The following is a 16,855-nucleotide window of genomic DNA, read 5'->3' on the forward strand; positions in this document are numbered from 1 at the left end:
CGGAATCCCTGACCCACCTCCCAGAGCATCAGGGCTGGCTCGAGAGCTTGCGGAGCGCTGAGCCCTTGTGTGCGGCGACATGGTCGGTCTTGTCGCTCGCGATCTCGTACTGGGGCTCCTCCTCGCTCGCGCGCCGGGTGTGGCCCTTGTAGTCGAAGTCCTTCGTATGGACCTCGGTGATGGTGCCGGAGACGCGTCCGGCCTCGGAGTTCCAGCTGACGTGGTCGCCGACGGCGAAGTGCTTGCTCATGACAGTCCTCCTCCTTGCTCGGTGGTTCCTCGCACCGTGCGTGCGAGCAGGGCGACGGAGAAGAACACCGCCGCCTGGCCTTCGTGGGCCCGGTAGCGGTAGCCGCCGCCGGTGGCGATCCGGCCGGAGCCACCGGCCTCGATGACGTGGACATCGTCTCCGGTGTCGATCTCGAGCGCTCCCTCGATCACGTGATGCGTCAGGCCCGGGAGCAGGATGCCTGCGCCGCCCTCGTAGATGTCCTCGCCCAGCAGCTTCCACTTCCAGGTCTCGACCGAGAGCGTCTCGGTGTCCACGGCGTCCAGCAGCACCGCCCAGCTGCCGGCGTCGGTGGACCAGACCTCGACGCCGTCCGGGGCGCCGTCCGCGCCCACCCCCATCAGGGCGGCGAAGGTGGTGCCGAGCCCGGCGGCGATCCGGTCCAGAGTTGCGACCGAGGGATTCGCCTGGCCGAGCTCGATCTGGGTGAGCATGCGGCGGCTGACCTCGCTGAGCTCGGCGAGTGCGCCGACACTGAGCTCCTGCTGCTGGCGCGCGGCACGGATCCGGTCGCCGAGCTGCGCGACGACTGCGGGGCGCATCCCACCGCTCATCCGGGCCTCCTCGTGGTGCTGATCGTCCGATCCTACCGAGGGTGACGGGAACTATATTGCGCATCGACGCCGTTGCGCACTATGTTGCGCAGAGGGGTCATCTCCCCTGCTCCCCACGCTTCGAAGGAGGTCACTCATGGCCGGACGCACTGCCGTCGCCCCCGTTCAGCGCACCCCGGTGCGTCGGCCGAACGGAGCGCTGCTGCGCTGGTTCGTGTCCTATGGGTCCTTCGCGGTGCCGCAGGCCGCGGCGCCGATCGCGTTCTCGCTGATCGCGCTCCCGCTGACCGGCGACGCCGCCAGCGGCGCGGCCATGATGCTCGCGATGACGATCGCGCAGGTGCTGGGCGCGGTGCCGATCACCCGTCTGGGCCGACGCTTCTCCCCGATCCCCTTCCTGCGGGTGCTGATCGGGCTGCGCACCCTCGCCCTGGTGGGGATCGCGGTGCTCGCGGGGCTGCACGCACCCTTCCCGCTGGTGGTCGCTGGAGCTGCGCTCGCGGGACTGGTCAACGGTGCCGCCTACGGAAATCTGCGCGCGGTGCTGAACCATCTGGTGCCCGCGGGCCGGCTGCCGCGCGCCCTCGGGGTCGCAGCCACGCTCAACGAGGTCACCTTCGTGGCCTCCCCGGTGCTCGCCGCGGTGCTGGGCAGCGTCTCCCCCCAGGCCGCGGCCTGGGCGATGGTGCTGCTGGGGATGGGGCCGATGGTGCTGCTGCCGCGCATCGCCACCGCCACGGCGCCCGGTCCCGAGCATCGGGCCTCCCGGCTGCGCCTATCGCCGATGATCGTGCTGTGGCTGGTGTGCGGCGGGGCGAGTGCCGCGGCGATCGCCGCCATCGAGATCGGTGCGGTCTCCATGGCGGTCTCCTTCGGTCTGCCGGCGGCCTGGGGCGTGCTCTTCCCGGTCGCGATCTGCGCGTCCTCGATCGTCGGCGGGATCTGGGTGAGCGTCCACAATCGGATGCCGCGCCGCCGCACCGTGCTCGCCTGGCTGGCGGTGACCGCGCTCGGTGTGGCAGCGGTCGGCTTCGGGAGCTCGGTGGCCACCACCGTGATCGGCGCCCTCCTGGTGGGCGCGGTGCTCGCACCCTTGGCCACCTACTACTCGCTGGTGCTGGACCACCTGGTCGCGCCCGAGCATCGCGCCGAGGTGTTCGCCCAGCTGCGCACCGCGAATGCGCTGGGCATCATCACCTCCAGCGCACTGCTCTCTCTGGTCTCCCTGCAGGTGACCTTCACCGTGGTGATGGCCCTGATGACGGCGGTGATGGTGGTGGCCGGGCTGGTGTTCACGGCGGGCTGGGTGAAGGCCCGCCGGCGGCGTCTTGCACGGGAGGCGGCCGAAGGCCGGGCCCACGAGGCGGCAGATTCCACGCCCGTGCTTCGCTGATCTCGCTCAGCGCCCACCCCGGCAGCGACGGCTCAGCGCAGTCCGTGCCCGAGCGGGTAGGCCTCCCCCGTGCCGTCGGCCTGTGGGATCGTGACCGGGAGGGAGCCGCGCAGGGTCACGTCCCCGGCGAGCGCTCCGGCGACCGCCTCGAGGTTGCAGTCGGAGTTGCCGTAGGCGGCCAGTGAGGCGGCGACCTCTCCGACGTGGACCACGTCGTAGGGGTTGCGCAGCGAGACATGGACGACGGGAGTGCCGGTCGCGGCGAGCGCCGTGACCACCGCCACCTGCGAGGCGGGAGTGGTGAAGGCGGAGGACGAGGTGAACACCAGTGCCACGTCGACATCCGCCGCCGCGGCGGCGGCCTGTTCCGGGGTCGCACCGGCCAGCGGGGTCGCCTGCAGGCCGTGCGCCAGCAGAGCCTGGGCGGCCACGTCGATCTTCGCTGCGGTGCCGACGCCGGTGACCAGCACCGTGGCGCCCTTGGCGAGCGGGATCGCGCCTGCGTCATCGGCGATGAGGGTGAGGGCGTCGTCGGCGATCTTCTGGGCGGTGCGCACCGAGCGTGCCGTCCCGATCGCGTCGGCTGCGGTCGCGGGGTCCACGTGGACCTGCTCGAACAGGCCGCGGCGCAGCTTCTGGGCGAGGATGCGGCGCACCGATTCGTCCAGCCTTTCCTCGGTGATCTCACCGCTGGCGACCGCATCGCGCACCCCGCCGATGGCGACCACGAGGTCCGGCGGCATGAGCATCTGGTCGGCGCCGGCGAGGATCGCCTCGACCGGGACCCGGTCATCTCCGAACAGGGTGCGCACGCCCTCCATCGCGAGCGAGTCGGTGACGATCACGCCCTCGAAGCCGAGCTCGTTCCGCAGCAGCCCGGTGAGGATCGGACGCGAGAGGGTGGCCGGGACCCCGGAGTCATCCAGCGCGGGCACCACGATGTGGGCGGTCATGATGGCATCCACACCCTCCTCGATCGCCGCGACGAAGGGCGGCAGGTCCAGGGTGTCGAGTTCCTCGCGGGTGTGGTCGATGACCGGGAGTCCGAGGTGGGAGTCGGTCGCGGTATCGCCGTGGCCGGGGAAGTGCTTGGCCGCGGCCGAGCAGTTCGCCTTCTGCATGCCTTTGATCTGGGCCGCCCCGAGCAGAGCGACAGCGCTGGGGTCCGCGCCGAGGGATCGCACCCCGATCACCGGGTTCTGCGCCTCGATGTTGACGTCCACCACCGGGGAGAACGCCTGGTGGAGGCCGGCCGCCCGCATCTCGGTGCCGACGATGTCGCCGGCCTTGCGGGCGTGGGCATGGGAGCCGGTGGCCCCGAGGGCCATCTGCCCGGGCAGCGGGGTCGCGGGAGCAGGCAGTCGGTAGACCACTCCGCGTTCCTCGTCGGCGCTGATGATCAAGGGGATGCCGCCGGCGTCGAGGGCGGCGTCCTGGACGTCGTTCGAGAGGGTCGCGATCTGCTCGATGTCCTGGAGGTTGTCGCTCCAGACGAAGTAGATCAGTCCGCCCACGTGGTGGGTGCGCACGATGTCGGCGATGGTGTCCACCCCGGTGGTGCTCGTGTTGGACGCATGAGGCTGGTCGGCCCGGGAGCCGTAGCCGACGGCCACGAACAGCTGGCCGATCTTCTGCTCGATGCTCATCCCGGCGAGCAGCTCGTCGATCGTGGCTGAGTTCCTGCCGCCGTTCTTGCCGCCGGGTGCGGCGTGGGCGGCGGTGGGAAGGGCGACGGCGGTGCCGGCCCCGGCGAGGGCGGCCGCCCCGATGGCGCGGCGGCTGACGCGGAGAGGGGTGTTCTGGTTCGGCATCGTCTGCTCCTCAGTAAAGGCGGTAGCGGCGGGTGGTGGCGGAGAAGCGCTGGGCCTCTTCGCCCCAGGCGGCGACGATCGACTCCGGGCTGTCCCCGGCCTCCAGCATCGCGCGGGTGCGCTTGGTGCCGGAGAGCTTGTCGATCCAGCAGACGTCCTCCTCGGTGCGGCAGTCCTCGCCCTCGCGCCAGTCGACCTCGTCGACGTTGCGCAGCAGCGCGGCGAGCACGTGGACGCCGGTGCGCACGGGCTCGTACGCCGAGGCGTCGGTGACGTGCAGCTGCAGGCCGCCGCAGAAGGCGCCGGCGTGCTTGGAGGAGATGGGGGTGGCGAACATCGGCCGGTAGAGCACCCCCGGAAGCCCCGCGCTCTGCAGGTCCGTGATGATTGCGTCGATCTGCGCCTCACCGATGAAGGGAGCGCCGAACCAGAGGAACGGCGTGGTGGTCCCGCGGCCCTCGGAGATGTTCAGCGACTCGATCAGGCCCGTGCCGGCGTAGACCACGGCGGTGTCCGGGGTGGGGATGTTCGGGGAGGGCAGCACCCAGGGCAGGTCGGCGGCGGCGGGGTCCTCCGGGTCAAAGCCGCTCATCTCGATCACCTCGAGAGTCACGGCGCCGTCGAGGAACTCGCCGTTGAACAGCCGGGCGAGCTCGCCCACGGTGAGGCCGTGGGTTTGCGGGATCTCGCGCAGCCCCACGAAGCTCGACAGCTCCGGCTCGAGCACGAAGCCCTCGATATCGGTGCCCAGCGGGTTCGGGCGATCCAGCACGACGAACCGCTTCCCGTTCTCGCCGGCGGCTTCCATCGCGTAGTACAGGGTCCAGATGTACGTGTAGAAGCGGGTGCCGATGTCCTGGATGTCGAAGACCAGCACGTCCACGTCGGCGAGCATCTCCGGGGTGGGCTTCTGGGTCGCGCCGTACAGCGAGCGCACCGGCAGCCCGGTCTTCTCGTCGAGGTAGTCGCCGACGGAGCCGCCGGCCGGCTCGGCGCCGCGCACCCCGTGCTCGGGGCCGAACAGGGCGGTCATCGTGAAGCCGCCGCCCTCCTGCGCGGCGACCAGCAGATCGATCGTGGAGCGCAGCTCGCGGTCGGTGCCGGTGGGGTTCGTGATCAGGCCGACGCGCGCTCCGCGCAAGGTCTCGAGGATCTCGGGCTCCAGCAGGTTCTCGATGCCGAGCCGGAAGTCGCCCTTGCCCTTGCCGTGCCCCTTCCCCTTGCCGCGTCCCGCGGGGGCGGCGTGGGCGGCGCCGGCGGTGGCGAGGACCGCCCCGGCGGGGAGTGCGCCGAAGGAGGCGAGGACTCGGCGCCGAGCGGGCCGAGCCTTCTCGTCGGCCGTCGGTGCTGCCTGTCGGGGTGCTGGTGCTCCGGGTGCGAGCTGGTTCACGAGGGGGCCTCCGTCGTCGTTGACGGATGGTGCGCGCGAGCGAAGGGGCGCACACGCATGCACGCTAGCGACCCTGTGGGCTGGGTCACCACCGATTGCAGAAACTCCCCACGTGGCACCGCGTGGCGCTCGCGCTACCGTGAGGTCTGCGCGGCGGTGGACGCCGCGCAGGACGCGACGAAGGAGACCGGAGATCCATGAGCAGCAGTCAGCAGCGGGGCCAGGTGCTCGTGGTCGGCTCGGCCACGGTGGATCTGACCACCTTCTCCAGGCGTCTGCCCGGGCCGGGCGAGACCCTGCTGGGAGACTCGTTCTCGCTGGTGATGGGCGGGAAGGGCGCGAACCAGGCAGTGGCCGCCGCCCGCGCGGGGGCCGCGACCCTCTTCGTGGGCTGCGTGGGAGATGACCTCTTCGCCCCGCTCGTGCGCGAGGGTCTGGCCGCTGCGGGCGTGGAGCTGACGCACCTGCACGAGGTGCCCGGACAGACGGGCATCGCGCACATCCGGGTCGATGGCGCCGGCGAGAACGACATCGTGATGGTGCCGCTGGCGAACGATGCGCTGGACTCGGCGCAGATCGACGCGGCGCTCGACGAGGCTGAGCCCGAGGGCGGGGTGCTGCTGACCCAGCTGGAGATCCCCGCGGCCGCCACCGGCCACGCGATCCGCGGCGCGCGCGCCCGCGGGTTCACGGTGGTGCTCGATCCCGCCCCGGCGCACGAGCTGGACGAGCAGATCTGGCCGCTGATCGATGTGGTGACTCCGAACGAGACCGAGGCGGCGCTGCTGACCGGCGATGGCGTGGAGAGCCGGGAGGATGCGGTGCGCGCCGGGCGCTGGTTCCTGGAGCGCGGGGTGGGCGCCGCACTGATCACGAGGGCGGGCGCGGGCAGCGTGCTGGTCACGGAGGACGAGGTGCACGACGTCGCAGCCCATCCGGTCACGGTGGTGGACACCACCGCGGCCGGGGATGCCTTCGCCGGCTATCTCGCCGCAGGGCTCGCGGGCGGGCAGGATCTGCTCGCAGCGATCCAGCGGGCCGGCGCGGCCGGAGCGCTCGCGGTCACCCGGCGCGGAGCCTCCCCCAGCATCCCCGGGCTCGGCGACGTGCAGGAGCTGCTGGCGGAGGGGACGAGGGCATGAGCGGGAGCTGCTGCGCGGCCGGGCGGGCGGAGCTGGGCGCGAGCGCGGGGCCGACGGCGGGGGCCGGGGGTGCGGCGGATCTGTCGGTGTCCGCTCCCGTCGAAGAGGTGCTCGCCCGCGCCGAGCGGGCGGTGCTGATCGAGGCCGGCGCGTTCCGGATGGGCACCGAGGATGCGGACCGCCACCGCGACGACGGCGAATCGCCTGTGCGCAGCGTGGAGGTCCCCGCCTTCGGCATCGACGCCACCTGCGTGACCAATGCCGAATTCGCAGCATTCGTCGGCGAGACCGGGTATGTCACCGAGGCTGAGGAGTTCGGCTGGTCCTTCGTGTTCGGCGCACTGCTCGAGCCGGAGCAGCGCCGGGCGAGCCGGAAGCCGCCCGGCACGCCCTGGTGGCGCGCGGTCGACGGGGCGCGCTGGGACCGGCCGGAAGGGCCTGGGTCGACGGTCACCGAGCGCGGGGAGCATCCTGTCGTGCAGGTCTCGCTGCGGGACGCGGAGGCCTTCGCCGCCTGGTGCGGGATGCGGCTGCCGCGCGAGGCGGAATGGGAGAAGGCCGCCCGAGGGGGCCTGGACCAGGCCCGCTACGCCTGGGGCGACCAGCTGACCCCGGGCGGGGAGCACCGCTGCAACATCTGGCAGGGCGGCTTCCCGGTGCGCAACACCCTCGAGGACGGCTTCCTGGGGACCGCGCCCGTGCGGTCCTTCCCGCCCAACGGCTTCGGCCTGTACGAGGTGGCGGGGAATGTGTGGGAGTGGTGCTCCGACCGCTGGGAGTCGGGCCAGACGGCGTCGCTCACCGGCGATGTGCGGGTGATGCGCGGCGGCTCCTACCTGTGCCACGACTCGTACTGCAACCGCTACCGGGTCGCCGCCCGCTCCTCGACCGCCGCCGAGGACGCGAGCGGGAACAAGGGATTCCGCCTCGCGGTCGACGCCTGAGCCGAGCGCACCGGCCCCGCCGAGGCAGGCCGTCCCTCCACCCGGCGCCGCCGGAATGCGCCGCCGGAATGCGCCGCCGGCGTGCGACGTGACGCGAAAGGTTCCATGCTGGAGGAACTTTTCTCGTCCCCGCCCGCGGGGCGCCCCAGCGGCGCGCGTCCGGCAGGGAGGGGTGCGGTCACGCGCCGGCCGGGGTCCAGCGCCCGCCAGGGCGACCGCGCTCAGGCCGCGCGGCGCCCCGTGGCGAGGTCGAGCAGGTGGTCCAGCACCGCGTCGCCGCCGGCCCGCAGGCCGTTGTGCTCGTACTCGCTGGTGACCCAGGGGCGCAGACCGGGCAGCAGCGCCGCCGTGGCCATCGAGTACTCCCGCGGCACATAGGCGTCGTCGTAGTAGACCGCGGCGGCACCCGGGACGGCGCAGCTGCGCAGGGCGTCCTGGTCATAGAGCTGCGGCCAGTCGTGCTCGGCCAGCAGATCCGCGGCCTCTGCCCACATCTCCAGCTCCGGGTCCTCGGCGAAGAGGTCGCGGTGGATGTGCTCCCCGCCCAGCAGGGTCGGGTCCTCGCGCACCTCGGCCGGCATCATGCGGTCCGCCGCCCAGCGGGTGGCGGTGCCGTCGGCCCAGCAGCTCTCGTGTATCACCGCATAGAGCGGGTTCCGGCCGCCGAAGGGCAGCGCGGCGCCGAGATCATGGGCGAAGGCCGGCGAGGCGGGGTCGAGGTCCAGCAGGTAGTGGAGCCGTTCCGCCCCCTGGGAGGCGCCGAGCAGGTGGCCGAGCCGGCGCAGCCGCTCCACCCCCACCCGCTGCCCGTCCGGGAGGCGGAGGCGCCCGGCCTCCGCAGCATCGGCGAGGCGGCGGAAGCGGTCGCGGTCCCCGGGGAAGCGGGCCCAGTAGCGCTCGCTGCGCCCGATCATGCCCTGCCAGGTGGTCGCATAGACGTCGTCCATATCTGGGCCCACCGTCGGCAGTCCGCCGGTGAACAGCGCCTTCTCCACGCTGCCGGCGGCGGCGCTGAGGTAGCGCAGGGTGGTGAAGCCGCCGAAGGACTGCCCCAGCAGCGACCAGGCCCGGACCCCGAGCTGCTCGCGCAGCGCCTCGGCGTCGGCCACGATCGCGTCGGCCCGGAAGTGGCTGAGATAGTGCGCCTGCTGCGCGGCGGTGGCATCGGCCAGGGTGGCGGCGCCCGGGATCGCTCCCTCGGGCAGCGCGGTGTCGGGGCCGACGGGGGTGGAGCGGCCGGTGCCGCGCTGGTCGAGCATCACCACGCGGTGCTCGCGCAGGGCGCGGGGCAGCCAGGGCGTGGAGCCGGGTGAGAGCGGGCGGGGCGCCTCGGAGCCGGGGCCGCCCTGCAGGTAGACGAGATAGGGGCGATCCTCGCCGCCATCCTCGGCGATCACCCGGGCGAACACCTCGAGCTGTGCGCCGGTGGGATCGGCGTGGTCCAGCGGGACGCTCAGGGTCACATCTCGCAACTGCAGGCCGGGCAGGGTCCAGGTGGCGCTCATAGCTCTCGTTCGTCGTCGCGGGTGGTGGCGCCGGGAAAATACTGCCAGTCGAAGGTGTACAGGGCGCCGGGGCGGTCCTCGCGGTCGATCGCACGGTCGATGATGATCGCGGAGAGCCGTGCGAACACGTCGTCGACGCCGTAGTAGCTGATGGGGCAGAAGTACTCGGAGTCCGCCGGGATATCGCCGATGGCGAGGAATTCGAGGTCCTCGGGTATGGCCAGGCCTCTCCGGGAGGCGGCGACCTGGAGCGCGACCGCCTGGTATCCGGTGAAGCAGATGACCGCCTCCGGGCGGTCCGGGCCGCTCAGCCAGTCGAGGGCGGAGACGTAGGTGTCGCGGTAGCCCTCGGGGCTGACGCGCACCAGGGAGTCGCTCGGGCCGTCGCCGTGCTCGCGCGCTGCGGCGAAGAAGGCGGCCGTGCGCGGATGGGCGAGGGTGCCGCCGGGGCGGTCCCCGAGGTCGGGGGCGAGCAGCTGGACTCGATCATGGCGGGCACGCAGCCGAGCGTAGGCGTGGCCGATCGCACGGTTCGGCGAGGACGCGACGACGTCGAAGTCCTCCGGCTCCATGATGGTGCTGAACGCCACGATCCCGGTGTTGGTGGAGGCTGCGAGGCGCTGCACCAGCCCCGGACCCTTCTCGATGAAGTCGATGTTGGTCAGCAGCGCGGCGTCGGCGGAGGCGCCCAGCAGGTAATCGAACCAGCGCTCGTCGGCGAGCACCAGCGTGGAGAGATCGTGGGGCAGGGCGCCCTGGCGGACCTGCGCGGTCAGCTGCACGCCCCAGGGGTCATCGAGCAGGCCGAGGGCGAGCACGATGCCGCCGCCCCGCCCGGTGCGCATGGCCTGGGCGTGACGATTGGGAACGTAGCCCAGCTCGTCCGCGGCCGCACGCACCTTGGCCTTGGTGGCGGCCGAGCCCGCCGAACGGGAGCCGCCGCGGCCCGAGAGCACGAAGGAGGCGGTCGCGAGCGAGACCCCCGCGGTCCGGGCGACGTCGGCCAGGGTCACGGGGCTGCGGGGCACGGGAGACCCGGATCCGGCCGCTGCCTCGGCCCGGAACTCGCGCGCGGAGCGCGTCATCGGATTCTCCCCTCGCGATGCATCTCGCGGGAGGCCCGCGACAGGTGACAGATGCCCGGAGTCTACCGGCCGGTCGTCACACTCGGGAGCGCGCCCAGGCACGGCGCGCCGCACTGCCGGCCACCACCTGCTGAGGACCTCGGGTCAGGCCCCACCGCCGGTGAGCCAGCTGAGCGCCGGGCCGATCGTGTTGAGCAGGATGATCACGCCGATGATGCCGACGACCCAGGAGAAGGCGCTGGTCGCATTCTTCACCGCCCAGTCGTGGGCGCGGTCCAGGAAGGCATCGGCCCGATCTCCGAGCGCGGCGCGGATGCCGCACAGCACCACGCCCGGCACGATCATCACCGCGCAGTAGGCCACCAGGATGAGGCCGCCGCCGGCGAGCCCCACACCGCTCTCGGCGATGATCCCCATCGCCGCGAGGTAGGGGATCATCGAAGCCGCTTCCATCAGCCCGGCGGTGAGGGCGAGGCCGATCAGCAGTCCGGGGCGGCCGGAGGCGCGGCGCGCCCGCTGGGTCCACTTCCGGGCGGAGGCCTCGGGGTCACCGCCGCGCTTGGCGACCGCCTTGGGATCGATGCGGAAGGAGTAGACCACCAGCAGCGCCCCGATCAGGGCGAGCACCACCAGCACCGGCGGCGAGGCCAGCAGATGCCCGAAGGACTCGATCAGCGGCAACAGCCCGGCCAGCAGCGCGATGCCCAGCACCAGGTAGAACACCCCGATCACCACCAGGAACAGCAGGGTGCGGCCGGCGACGCGGCGTGCCCCGCCCTCCCCCACCACCAGCAGGATCACCGGGATCACGAGCGTGCCCATCGAGGTCGAGTCCACCAGGGCGAGCACCAGCAGGCCCAGCGGGCCCGCGACATCCATCAGTGAGTCCATGGGTTCCATGGTGGCGCGGGCAGCCCGGCACGATCCTCCTCCCTTGGGAGGAAGTGCGTCGGGCACGCACGAGCTGCGGAGCACGGCCACGTAGCCTCGCACCATGACCAGTGCCCCGGCCCCGCTCAGCAGCTCGCCCTCGCGCGCGGCCCCGCTGCTGTTCGCGACGGAGCCCCACGGGGCCGAGAGCCTCGGGCAGCCGCCGATCGGGGTGCGGGACGTGCTGGTCGTCGCGGTCTACGCGGTGATCGCCCTGCTGCTGGCGGCCTCCGGCACGGAGAACTCCGGGTTCCTGATGCAGGAGCGGGCCTGGCCCATGGAGGTCTCGGCGGCACTGATGCTGGTGGCCTGCGGGAGTCTGCTCTGGCGCCGCCGGCGACCGATGGTGACGCTCGTCGTCGCCGGGCCCCTGAGCGTCGCGGAGATCCTGATGGGCGGGCAGATCTCCGCGTACTTCCTGCTGTTCGAGGCGCTGTTCGACCCGGTCATGCACGGCAGCCGCCCGCTCGCGGTGCGGACCACCTGGGCCGCGATCGTGCTCGGGGCGGCCGGGATGCTGGGCGTCCTCTTCTCCGGCCTACCCGGCGAGGCGGTGTTCATGCTCGCGGTGCTCATCGTCCTCATGGTGACCACCCCGCTGCTGTGGGCCTGGGAGGTGCGTCATCATCGCGACGCCCGGCGGACCGCCGAGCAGCTCGCGGGTCTCGAGCACGAGCTCGCCGCCACCCGCGCCGCCCATGCGGTGGAGACCGAGCGACGCACCATCGCGCACGACCTGCACGATGTGATCGCCGGGCACCTCAGCGCCGTCTCCCTGCACACCAACCTCGCCTCCTCCCTCGAGGACCCGGCCGCCCGCGATCGCTCCCTGGCCACCGCCCGGGACTCCGCCCATGCCGCGCTCCGGGACCTGCGCTCGATGATCGGGATGCTCTCCACCACCGAAGCCGGGGCCCAGCCCGAGGTCACCCTGGACTGGCCCTCGCTCACCGCCCGCCTCCACGGCCGCGACCCGGAGGCGCAGGTCAGCATCGATCCCGCAGTCGAGAGCCCGACCCTGGTCGACCCCGCGGTGCAGGCCGCGCTGCTGCGGATCGGCGCCGAGGCCGTCACCAATGCGGTGCGCCACGGGGAAGCTCCGATCACGCTGGACGTCCGGGTGGAGGCCGCGGCCGTGGTGCTCGAGCTGCGCAACCGCCGGTCGGAGGCGTCGATGCCGGGCACCGGCGTGGGCCGTGGCGCGCTCTGCCATCGAGCTGCCGCCGTGGGTGGCAGTGCGAGCTCGGAACCTGTCACCGCCGGAGGGCCGGGAACGGACTCCGCCTCCTGGCGGGTGCTCGCGCGGCTGCCGGCGCGGGCCGCGGTCCCCGCCGCAGCGCCACTCGGCGAGCAATCACCCGACGCTGACGAGACCTCTTCCCGCACCACCCCCGATACCGTCTCCGAGGAGCCCCGCCCGTGACCACCCCGACCGCTCCCGACACGAGCACCCCACCGGCCCCGATCCGGGTGCTGGTCGCCGATGACCACCCCGCTGTGCGCTCGGGGCTGGTGGCGCTGCTGGACTCCGCTGCGGACATCACCGTGGTCGCCGAGGCGGCCGACGGGGAGGCTGCGGTGGTCGCGGCCCGTGAGCACCGCCCGGACGTGGTGCTCACCGACGTGCGGATGCCGGGCGCGACCGGTATCGAGATCACCCCGTGCCTGCGGGAGACCGGTGCGAACGTGCTGGTGATCTCCGGCTTCGACCTTGATGACTATGTGCTCGGCGCGCTCGCGGCCGGGGCCGACGGGTACCTCGTGAAGACCGAGGACCCGCAGCGGATCCTCGCCGCGGTGCGGGACGTGCACCGCGGTGATGCGGTGCTCTCTGCCGCCGCGACCCGGGCCGTGGTCGGGGCGCTGCGCGGGCGCGGGGTGGAAGCCGCGAGGGCGGGAGTGGGAGAGGGAGCAGGAGTCGTTCCCGCGGGAACGTCCGAGGCATCGCTGGGGTACGCCCCGGGCCGCACCGCAGGCTCCGTCGGCCCCACCCCGAGCTTCACCGGCCGCGAGGAGGACGTGCTCACGCTGGTCGCCCAGGGGCTCACCAACCAGCAGATCGCGAGCACGCTGTTCGTCGAGATCACCACCGTCAAGTCGCACCTCTCCCATGCCCTGACGAAGCTGCAGCTGGACTCTCGCGTCCAGGCCGCGCTGTGGTGGCAGCAGCACCGAGGCTGAACTCGCCCGCCAGCCCCCCACAGCCCACCACTCCGCGACGTTGACGCGGCAGGGCCCAGGGCGCGTCATATATCACCGTGACGAGAAGGGCGTCGGCGTGGAAGGATCTCACTGGTCGCGGATGGTGTTCCGTCGGCCGTACCGAAGGGTGACCTGACTGCTCCGCCCCCGCGCCCCCGCTCGGGTGCGTGCGGACGTGCGGGTTCCGGCCCTTCGGCCCCTCGATGAAGAAAGCTTCTCCTGCTCTCATGACCACGCAGACCCCCACCCCCACCGGAGAGTTCCCCGCGGTCCAGTCCCCCGGCATCGTCGCGGGAGGCTCCTGCGCCGCCGAGGCCGAGTTCGCCACGCGCGACGGCGCCGACGACCCCCGCACCTCCGTGGTCGACGGACACGCGCCCAAGGATGTCAAGGTCGCGCCGAGCATCGCGGTCTTGGTGGTCTCCGCCTTCGTGATGATCCTCAACGAGACCCTGCTGTCGGTGGCGCTGCCCACCCTGATGGAGGACCTCTCGATCACCGCAGTCACCGCGCAGTGGCTCTCCACCGGGTTCATGCTCACGATGGCCGTGGTCATCCCGACCACCGGCTTCCTCATGAAGCGTCTGTCGGTGCGGCACGTGTTCCTGGTCGCGATGCTGCTGTTCCTGGCGGGCACCGCGATCGCGATGCTCGCCCCCACCTTCCCGGTGCTGCTGGGCGGCCGCGTGATCCAGGCCGCGGGCACCGCGATGGTGCTGCCGCTGCTGATGACCACCATCCTGGCGCTGGTGCCGATCACGTCACGAGGCCTGGTGATGGGCCTGGTGGGTGTGGTCATCTCCGCAGCGCCCGCGCTCGGTCCCTCCACCTCCGGGTTCATCCTCGAGCACGGCACCTGGCATCACCTGTTCCTGCTGATGCTGCCGATCATCGTGATCGCCCTGGTCATCGGGCTGCTCTTCATGCGCAACTACACCGAGCCGGAGAAGGTGCGCCTCGACGTGCTCTCGGTGATCCTCTCGGCGATCGGCTTCGGCGGCCTGATCTACGCGCTGGCCTCGATCAGCCAGATCGTCTCGGGCACCAGCCGTCTGGTCCCGCTGCTGGCGGCCGGGATCGGCGTGCTCGCCCTGACGGTGTTCACCCTCCGCCAGCTGCGGATGCTCTCCCGCGGCGACGAACCGCTGCTGGACCTGCGCCCGCTGAAGGTGCGCACCTTCACCGTCTCGGTGATCGTGATCCTGATCGGCTTCGCGACGATGCTCGGCACCGTGGTGGCGCTCCCGCTGTACATGACCGGCGCGCTCGAGATGACCACGCTGGAGATCGGCCTGACCATGCTGCCCGGTGCGGCGGCTTCGGGCCTGCTCGGCCCGCTCATCGGCGCCCTGTACGACCGGGTCGGTCCGCGACCGATCGTGGTGCCGGGCATGGCGCTGATGGCCCTGGTGAGCTGGCTGGAGGTGTTCCTGCTCGATGGGGACGCCACCCAGGGCCTGATCATCGCGCTGAACGTCCCGCTGGGCATCGGCATGGCGATGGTGATGACCCCGCTGCTGACGCTGTCGCTCGGGTCTCTGCCGCGCTCGCTGTACGGCCACGGCTCGGCGATCCTCAACACCCTCCAGCAGCTCGCCGGAGCGCTCGGCACCGCGGTGTTCATCGCGCTGCTGACCCTCGGTGCGGCCGTCGCCGCAGGGTCCGGTGTCTCGGCGCAGGCCGCTCAGGCCAGCGGCGTCTCCTGGTCGTTCGTCTTCGGCGGCGTGATCACCACCGTCGCGACCGTGCTGGCGTTCACGCTGAAGGCGACCACCGCCCAGGACGAGCTCTCCGCCTGACGCGATGAGCAGGGTGATCTTCATGTGCGGGCCGGCGGGCTCAGGCAAGTCGACCGTCGCGCGCGGCTTCGAGGCCGGCGGGATGGTGCGGCTGTCCGTGGACACCGTGGCGTGGTCGCGGGGGTATCGCACGATGCCGCTGCCGGACGAGGTGCAGGCGGAGATCGTCGACGAGCTGCAGCAGCGGCTGGTGGCCTGCGTCGCGGCGGGGCAGGACGTGGTGCTGGACCTGTCGTTCTGGTCGCGGGCGATGAGGGATCGGTGGCGGGAGCTGCTCGCCCCGTCGGGCGTCATCCCGGAGATCGTGCGGGTGGTCGTATCCCGGGAGACGGCGCTCGCCCGGGTCGCGGCGCGGGCCGTGGGCCACAGCGACGATTTCCGCCTGCCGCGCGAGATCGCGGAGATCTACTACGACCACTTCGAGCCGCCGACGGACGATGAGGGCCCCCTCACCGTGGTCCGTGCGGACTGACACAGAGGACCGATGACGGTGCGCGTCAGAGCAGCGCCGCGAACCGCTCCAGGGCGGCCGGGCCCACCACGTCCTCCTCCCCCAGCGGCACCTCCTGGAGCGGCACGTGGGGCAGGGCGGCACGGAGGGTCGCCAGGTGCTCCTCCTCCAGCGCCCGGCGCCTCTCGAGGAACTCCCCGCGGCCGGCCGGGGAGCGCTTGTTGACGATCAGGGCGCCGATGTCGACGCCGGTGCGGGTGAGCTCCTCGTGCAACTCGATGGTCTCCAGCACGGGCAGGCGTTCAGCGGCCAGCACGATCGCGAAGGACGAGAGCTCGGCGTCCACGAGCACCTCGCGGAGCCCGGCGAGGCGGTCGCGGCGGCGCAGCAGGATGGAGCGGATCTCGTCGTCCCGCTCCTCGATCGGGTCGCGTGGGGCGGTGCTGCCCAGGAGCGTCTTTCCGCGGTCGCCGTCCAGCCCGCGCATCGCGGCGCCGAGCTTCGCGGACTTGTCTCGGCGCTTCAGCAGCCCATCGGTCCAGGCGGTCATCACCTCCGGCAGGGCCATCAGCCGCGCGGTGTGCCCGGAGGGGGCGGTGTCGAAGACGACCAGGTCATACTCCCGGAGCCCGGTCTCCACGAGCTCCGTCATCCGCTCCAGCACCGCGGCCTCGTGCGTGCCCGGGGAGCGGCGCGAGAGGTCCATGTGCTTGTCGACCTCGCCGGCGAGATTCTCGGGCATGAGGCGCTTCAGGGTGTGGGCGACGTCCTTCAGATGACGGTCGGTGGTGGCGTCGGGGTCGATCTCCAGGCCCATCAAGAGCCCGCCTGCGCCGTCGCCGAGCGGGGTGGCGCGGTCGCCGATCTTCTGGCCCCAGAGGTGGCCGAGGTTGTGGGCGGGGTCGGTGGAGACCACGAGCGCGCGTCGGCCCCCGCGGGCGGCGGCGAGAGCCACGGCGGAGGCGACGGTGGTCTTGCCGACGCCGCCCTTCCCGCCCAGGAACAGCACGCGGCGCTCGGCGGCGAGGGTCAGCAGCATCGGTAGTTCTCCAGCGGTGAGCGCTCCATGCCCATGCGGCGATGCCAGTCATGGAAGCTGTCGTAGAGCACGGGCAGCAGCTCGGCGGTGTAGTACGCGGCGGGATTCGGGACGCCCAGCATCTCGCTCATCACGAGCATCCGGAACAGGTCGTCCTCGTCGCGCCTCGCGCGGGCGAAGGTGCGCCGGTAGGGGGCGACGTAGAACTCGTGGAGGCCGTCGCTGAAGGCGCGCCAGCGCTGGGCGAGCCGGACACGGGTGCGTGCGGGAGCCACCCCGCCGGCGGGCCTGTCCGGGGACCCGCCGACGGGAGTGCGTGGG

16 protein-coding genes are annotated in these 16,855 nt (G+C 72.3%); 7 read left to right on the plus strand and 9 right to left on the minus strand.

Annotated features, from left to right (window positions below; all coding sequences use genetic code 11):
* Window positions 1–28 precede the first annotated feature (28 nt).
* Window positions 29–250: a DUF2945 domain-containing protein gene (locus Q0937_RS05920; RefSeq protein WP_299300787.1), complete on the minus strand. Its 222-nt coding sequence runs from the start codon at window positions 248–250 to the stop codon at window positions 29–31.
* Window positions 247–843 carry an XRE family transcriptional regulator gene (locus tag Q0937_RS05925; protein WP_299300790.1) on the minus strand — a complete coding sequence of 199 codons (597 nt, stop codon included), beginning with the start codon at window positions 841–843 and terminating at the stop codon, window positions 247–249. Before Q0937_RS05925 ends, Q0937_RS05920 begins: the two co-directional genes overlap by 4 nt.
* Window positions 844–979: 136 nt before the next feature.
* On the opposite strand from Q0937_RS05925, the gene Q0937_RS05930 reads away from it, so the two are divergent.
* Window positions 980–2,236, plus strand: a complete 1,257-nt coding sequence (locus tag Q0937_RS05930; protein ID WP_299300793.1) for an MFS transporter — start codon at window positions 980–982, stop codon at window positions 2,234–2,236.
* Window positions 2,237–2,268: 32 nt separating this feature from the next.
* Here Q0937_RS05930 and Q0937_RS05935 read toward each other — a convergent pair whose 3' ends face one another.
* Both Q0937_RS05935 and Q0937_RS05940 read right to left on the minus strand, forming a co-directional pair.
* Complete coding sequence (locus tag Q0937_RS05935; RefSeq protein WP_299300795.1) at window positions 2,269–4,047, minus strand: glycoside hydrolase family 3 protein; 1,779 nt, start codon at window positions 4,045–4,047, stop codon at window positions 2,269–2,271.
* Between the two features lie 10 nt (window positions 4,048–4,057).
* Entirely contained in the window at window positions 4,058–5,437 is a 1,380-nt protein-coding gene (locus tag Q0937_RS05940) for a DUF1343 domain-containing protein (protein WP_299300798.1), read from the minus strand.
* Between the two features lie 197 nt (window positions 5,438–5,634).
* Here Q0937_RS05940 and Q0937_RS05945 point away from each other — a divergent pair, with 197 nt between their 5' ends.
* Both Q0937_RS05945 and Q0937_RS05950 read left to right on the plus strand, forming a co-directional pair.
* A complete protein-coding gene (locus tag Q0937_RS05945; RefSeq protein ID WP_299300801.1) occupies window positions 5,635–6,579 on the plus strand; it encodes a ribokinase in 945 nt (314 codons plus the stop codon).
* Between the two features lie 86 nt (window positions 6,580–6,665).
* Window positions 6,666–7,523 carry a formylglycine-generating enzyme family protein gene (locus Q0937_RS05950; RefSeq protein WP_299300803.1) on the plus strand — a complete coding sequence of 286 codons (858 nt, stop codon included), beginning with the start codon at window positions 6,666–6,668 and terminating at the stop codon, window positions 7,521–7,523.
* Between the two features lie 221 nt (window positions 7,524–7,744).
* Here Q0937_RS05950 and Q0937_RS05955 read toward each other — a convergent pair whose 3' ends face one another.
* The 3 genes from Q0937_RS05955 to Q0937_RS05965 all read right to left on the minus strand — a co-directional run bounded on the left by Q0937_RS05955 (window position 7,745) and on the right by Q0937_RS05965 (window position 11,004).
* Complete coding sequence (locus Q0937_RS05955; RefSeq protein ID WP_299300805.1) at window positions 7,745–9,028, minus strand: alpha/beta fold hydrolase; 1,284 nt, start codon at window positions 9,026–9,028, stop codon at window positions 7,745–7,747.
* Complete coding sequence (locus Q0937_RS05960) at window positions 9,025–10,113, minus strand: LacI family DNA-binding transcriptional regulator (protein ID WP_299300807.1); 1,089 nt, start codon at window positions 10,111–10,113, stop codon at window positions 9,025–9,027. Before Q0937_RS05960 ends, Q0937_RS05955 begins: the two co-directional genes overlap by 4 nt.
* A 144-nt stretch (window positions 10,114–10,257) precedes the next feature.
* A complete protein-coding gene (locus Q0937_RS05965) occupies window positions 10,258–11,004 on the minus strand; it encodes a GAP family protein (protein ID WP_299300810.1) in 747 nt (248 codons plus the stop codon).
* Between the two features lie 103 nt (window positions 11,005–11,107).
* Between Q0937_RS05965 and Q0937_RS05970 the strand changes: the two genes are divergently transcribed.
* From Q0937_RS05970 to Q0937_RS05985, 4 genes are all read left to right on the plus strand, one after another.
* A complete protein-coding gene (locus tag Q0937_RS05970) occupies window positions 11,108–12,466 on the plus strand; it encodes a sensor histidine kinase (protein ID WP_299300812.1) in 1,359 nt (452 codons plus the stop codon).
* Window positions 12,463–13,224, plus strand: coding sequence for a response regulator transcription factor (locus Q0937_RS05975; RefSeq protein ID WP_299300817.1), 762 nt, complete (start codon window positions 12,463–12,465; stop codon window positions 13,222–13,224). The genes Q0937_RS05970 and Q0937_RS05975 overlap by 4 nt, the downstream gene beginning before the upstream one ends.
* A gap of 248 nt (window positions 13,225–13,472) precedes the next feature.
* Window positions 13,473–15,044: a DHA2 family efflux MFS transporter permease subunit gene (locus tag Q0937_RS05980; RefSeq protein WP_299300820.1), complete on the plus strand. Its 1,572-nt coding sequence runs from the start codon at window positions 13,473–13,475 to the stop codon at window positions 15,042–15,044.
* A gap of 4 nt (window positions 15,045–15,048) precedes the next feature.
* Complete coding sequence (locus tag Q0937_RS05985) at window positions 15,049–15,516, plus strand: ATP-binding protein (RefSeq protein ID WP_299300823.1); 468 nt, start codon at window positions 15,049–15,051, stop codon at window positions 15,514–15,516.
* A gap of 25 nt (window positions 15,517–15,541) precedes the next feature.
* Here the strand turns inward: Q0937_RS05985 and Q0937_RS05990 are convergent, their stop codons facing one another.
* Window positions 15,542–16,534: a TRC40/GET3/ArsA family transport-energizing ATPase gene (locus tag Q0937_RS05990; protein WP_299300826.1), complete on the minus strand. Its 993-nt coding sequence runs from the start codon at window positions 16,532–16,534 to the stop codon at window positions 15,542–15,544.
* Window positions 16,525–16,809 (minus strand): cory-CC-star protein, encoded by a 285-nt coding sequence (locus Q0937_RS05995; RefSeq protein ID WP_299300829.1) that lies wholly within the window; start codon window positions 16,807–16,809, stop codon window positions 16,525–16,527. The genes Q0937_RS05990 and Q0937_RS05995 overlap by 10 nt, the downstream gene beginning before the upstream one ends.
* Window positions 16,810–16,855 lie beyond the last annotated feature (46 nt).

The sequence above is a fragment of the uncultured Brachybacterium sp. genome (assembly GCF_947500705.1).
Taxonomy (GTDB): Bacteria; Actinomycetota; Actinomycetes; order Actinomycetales; family Dermabacteraceae; genus Brachybacterium.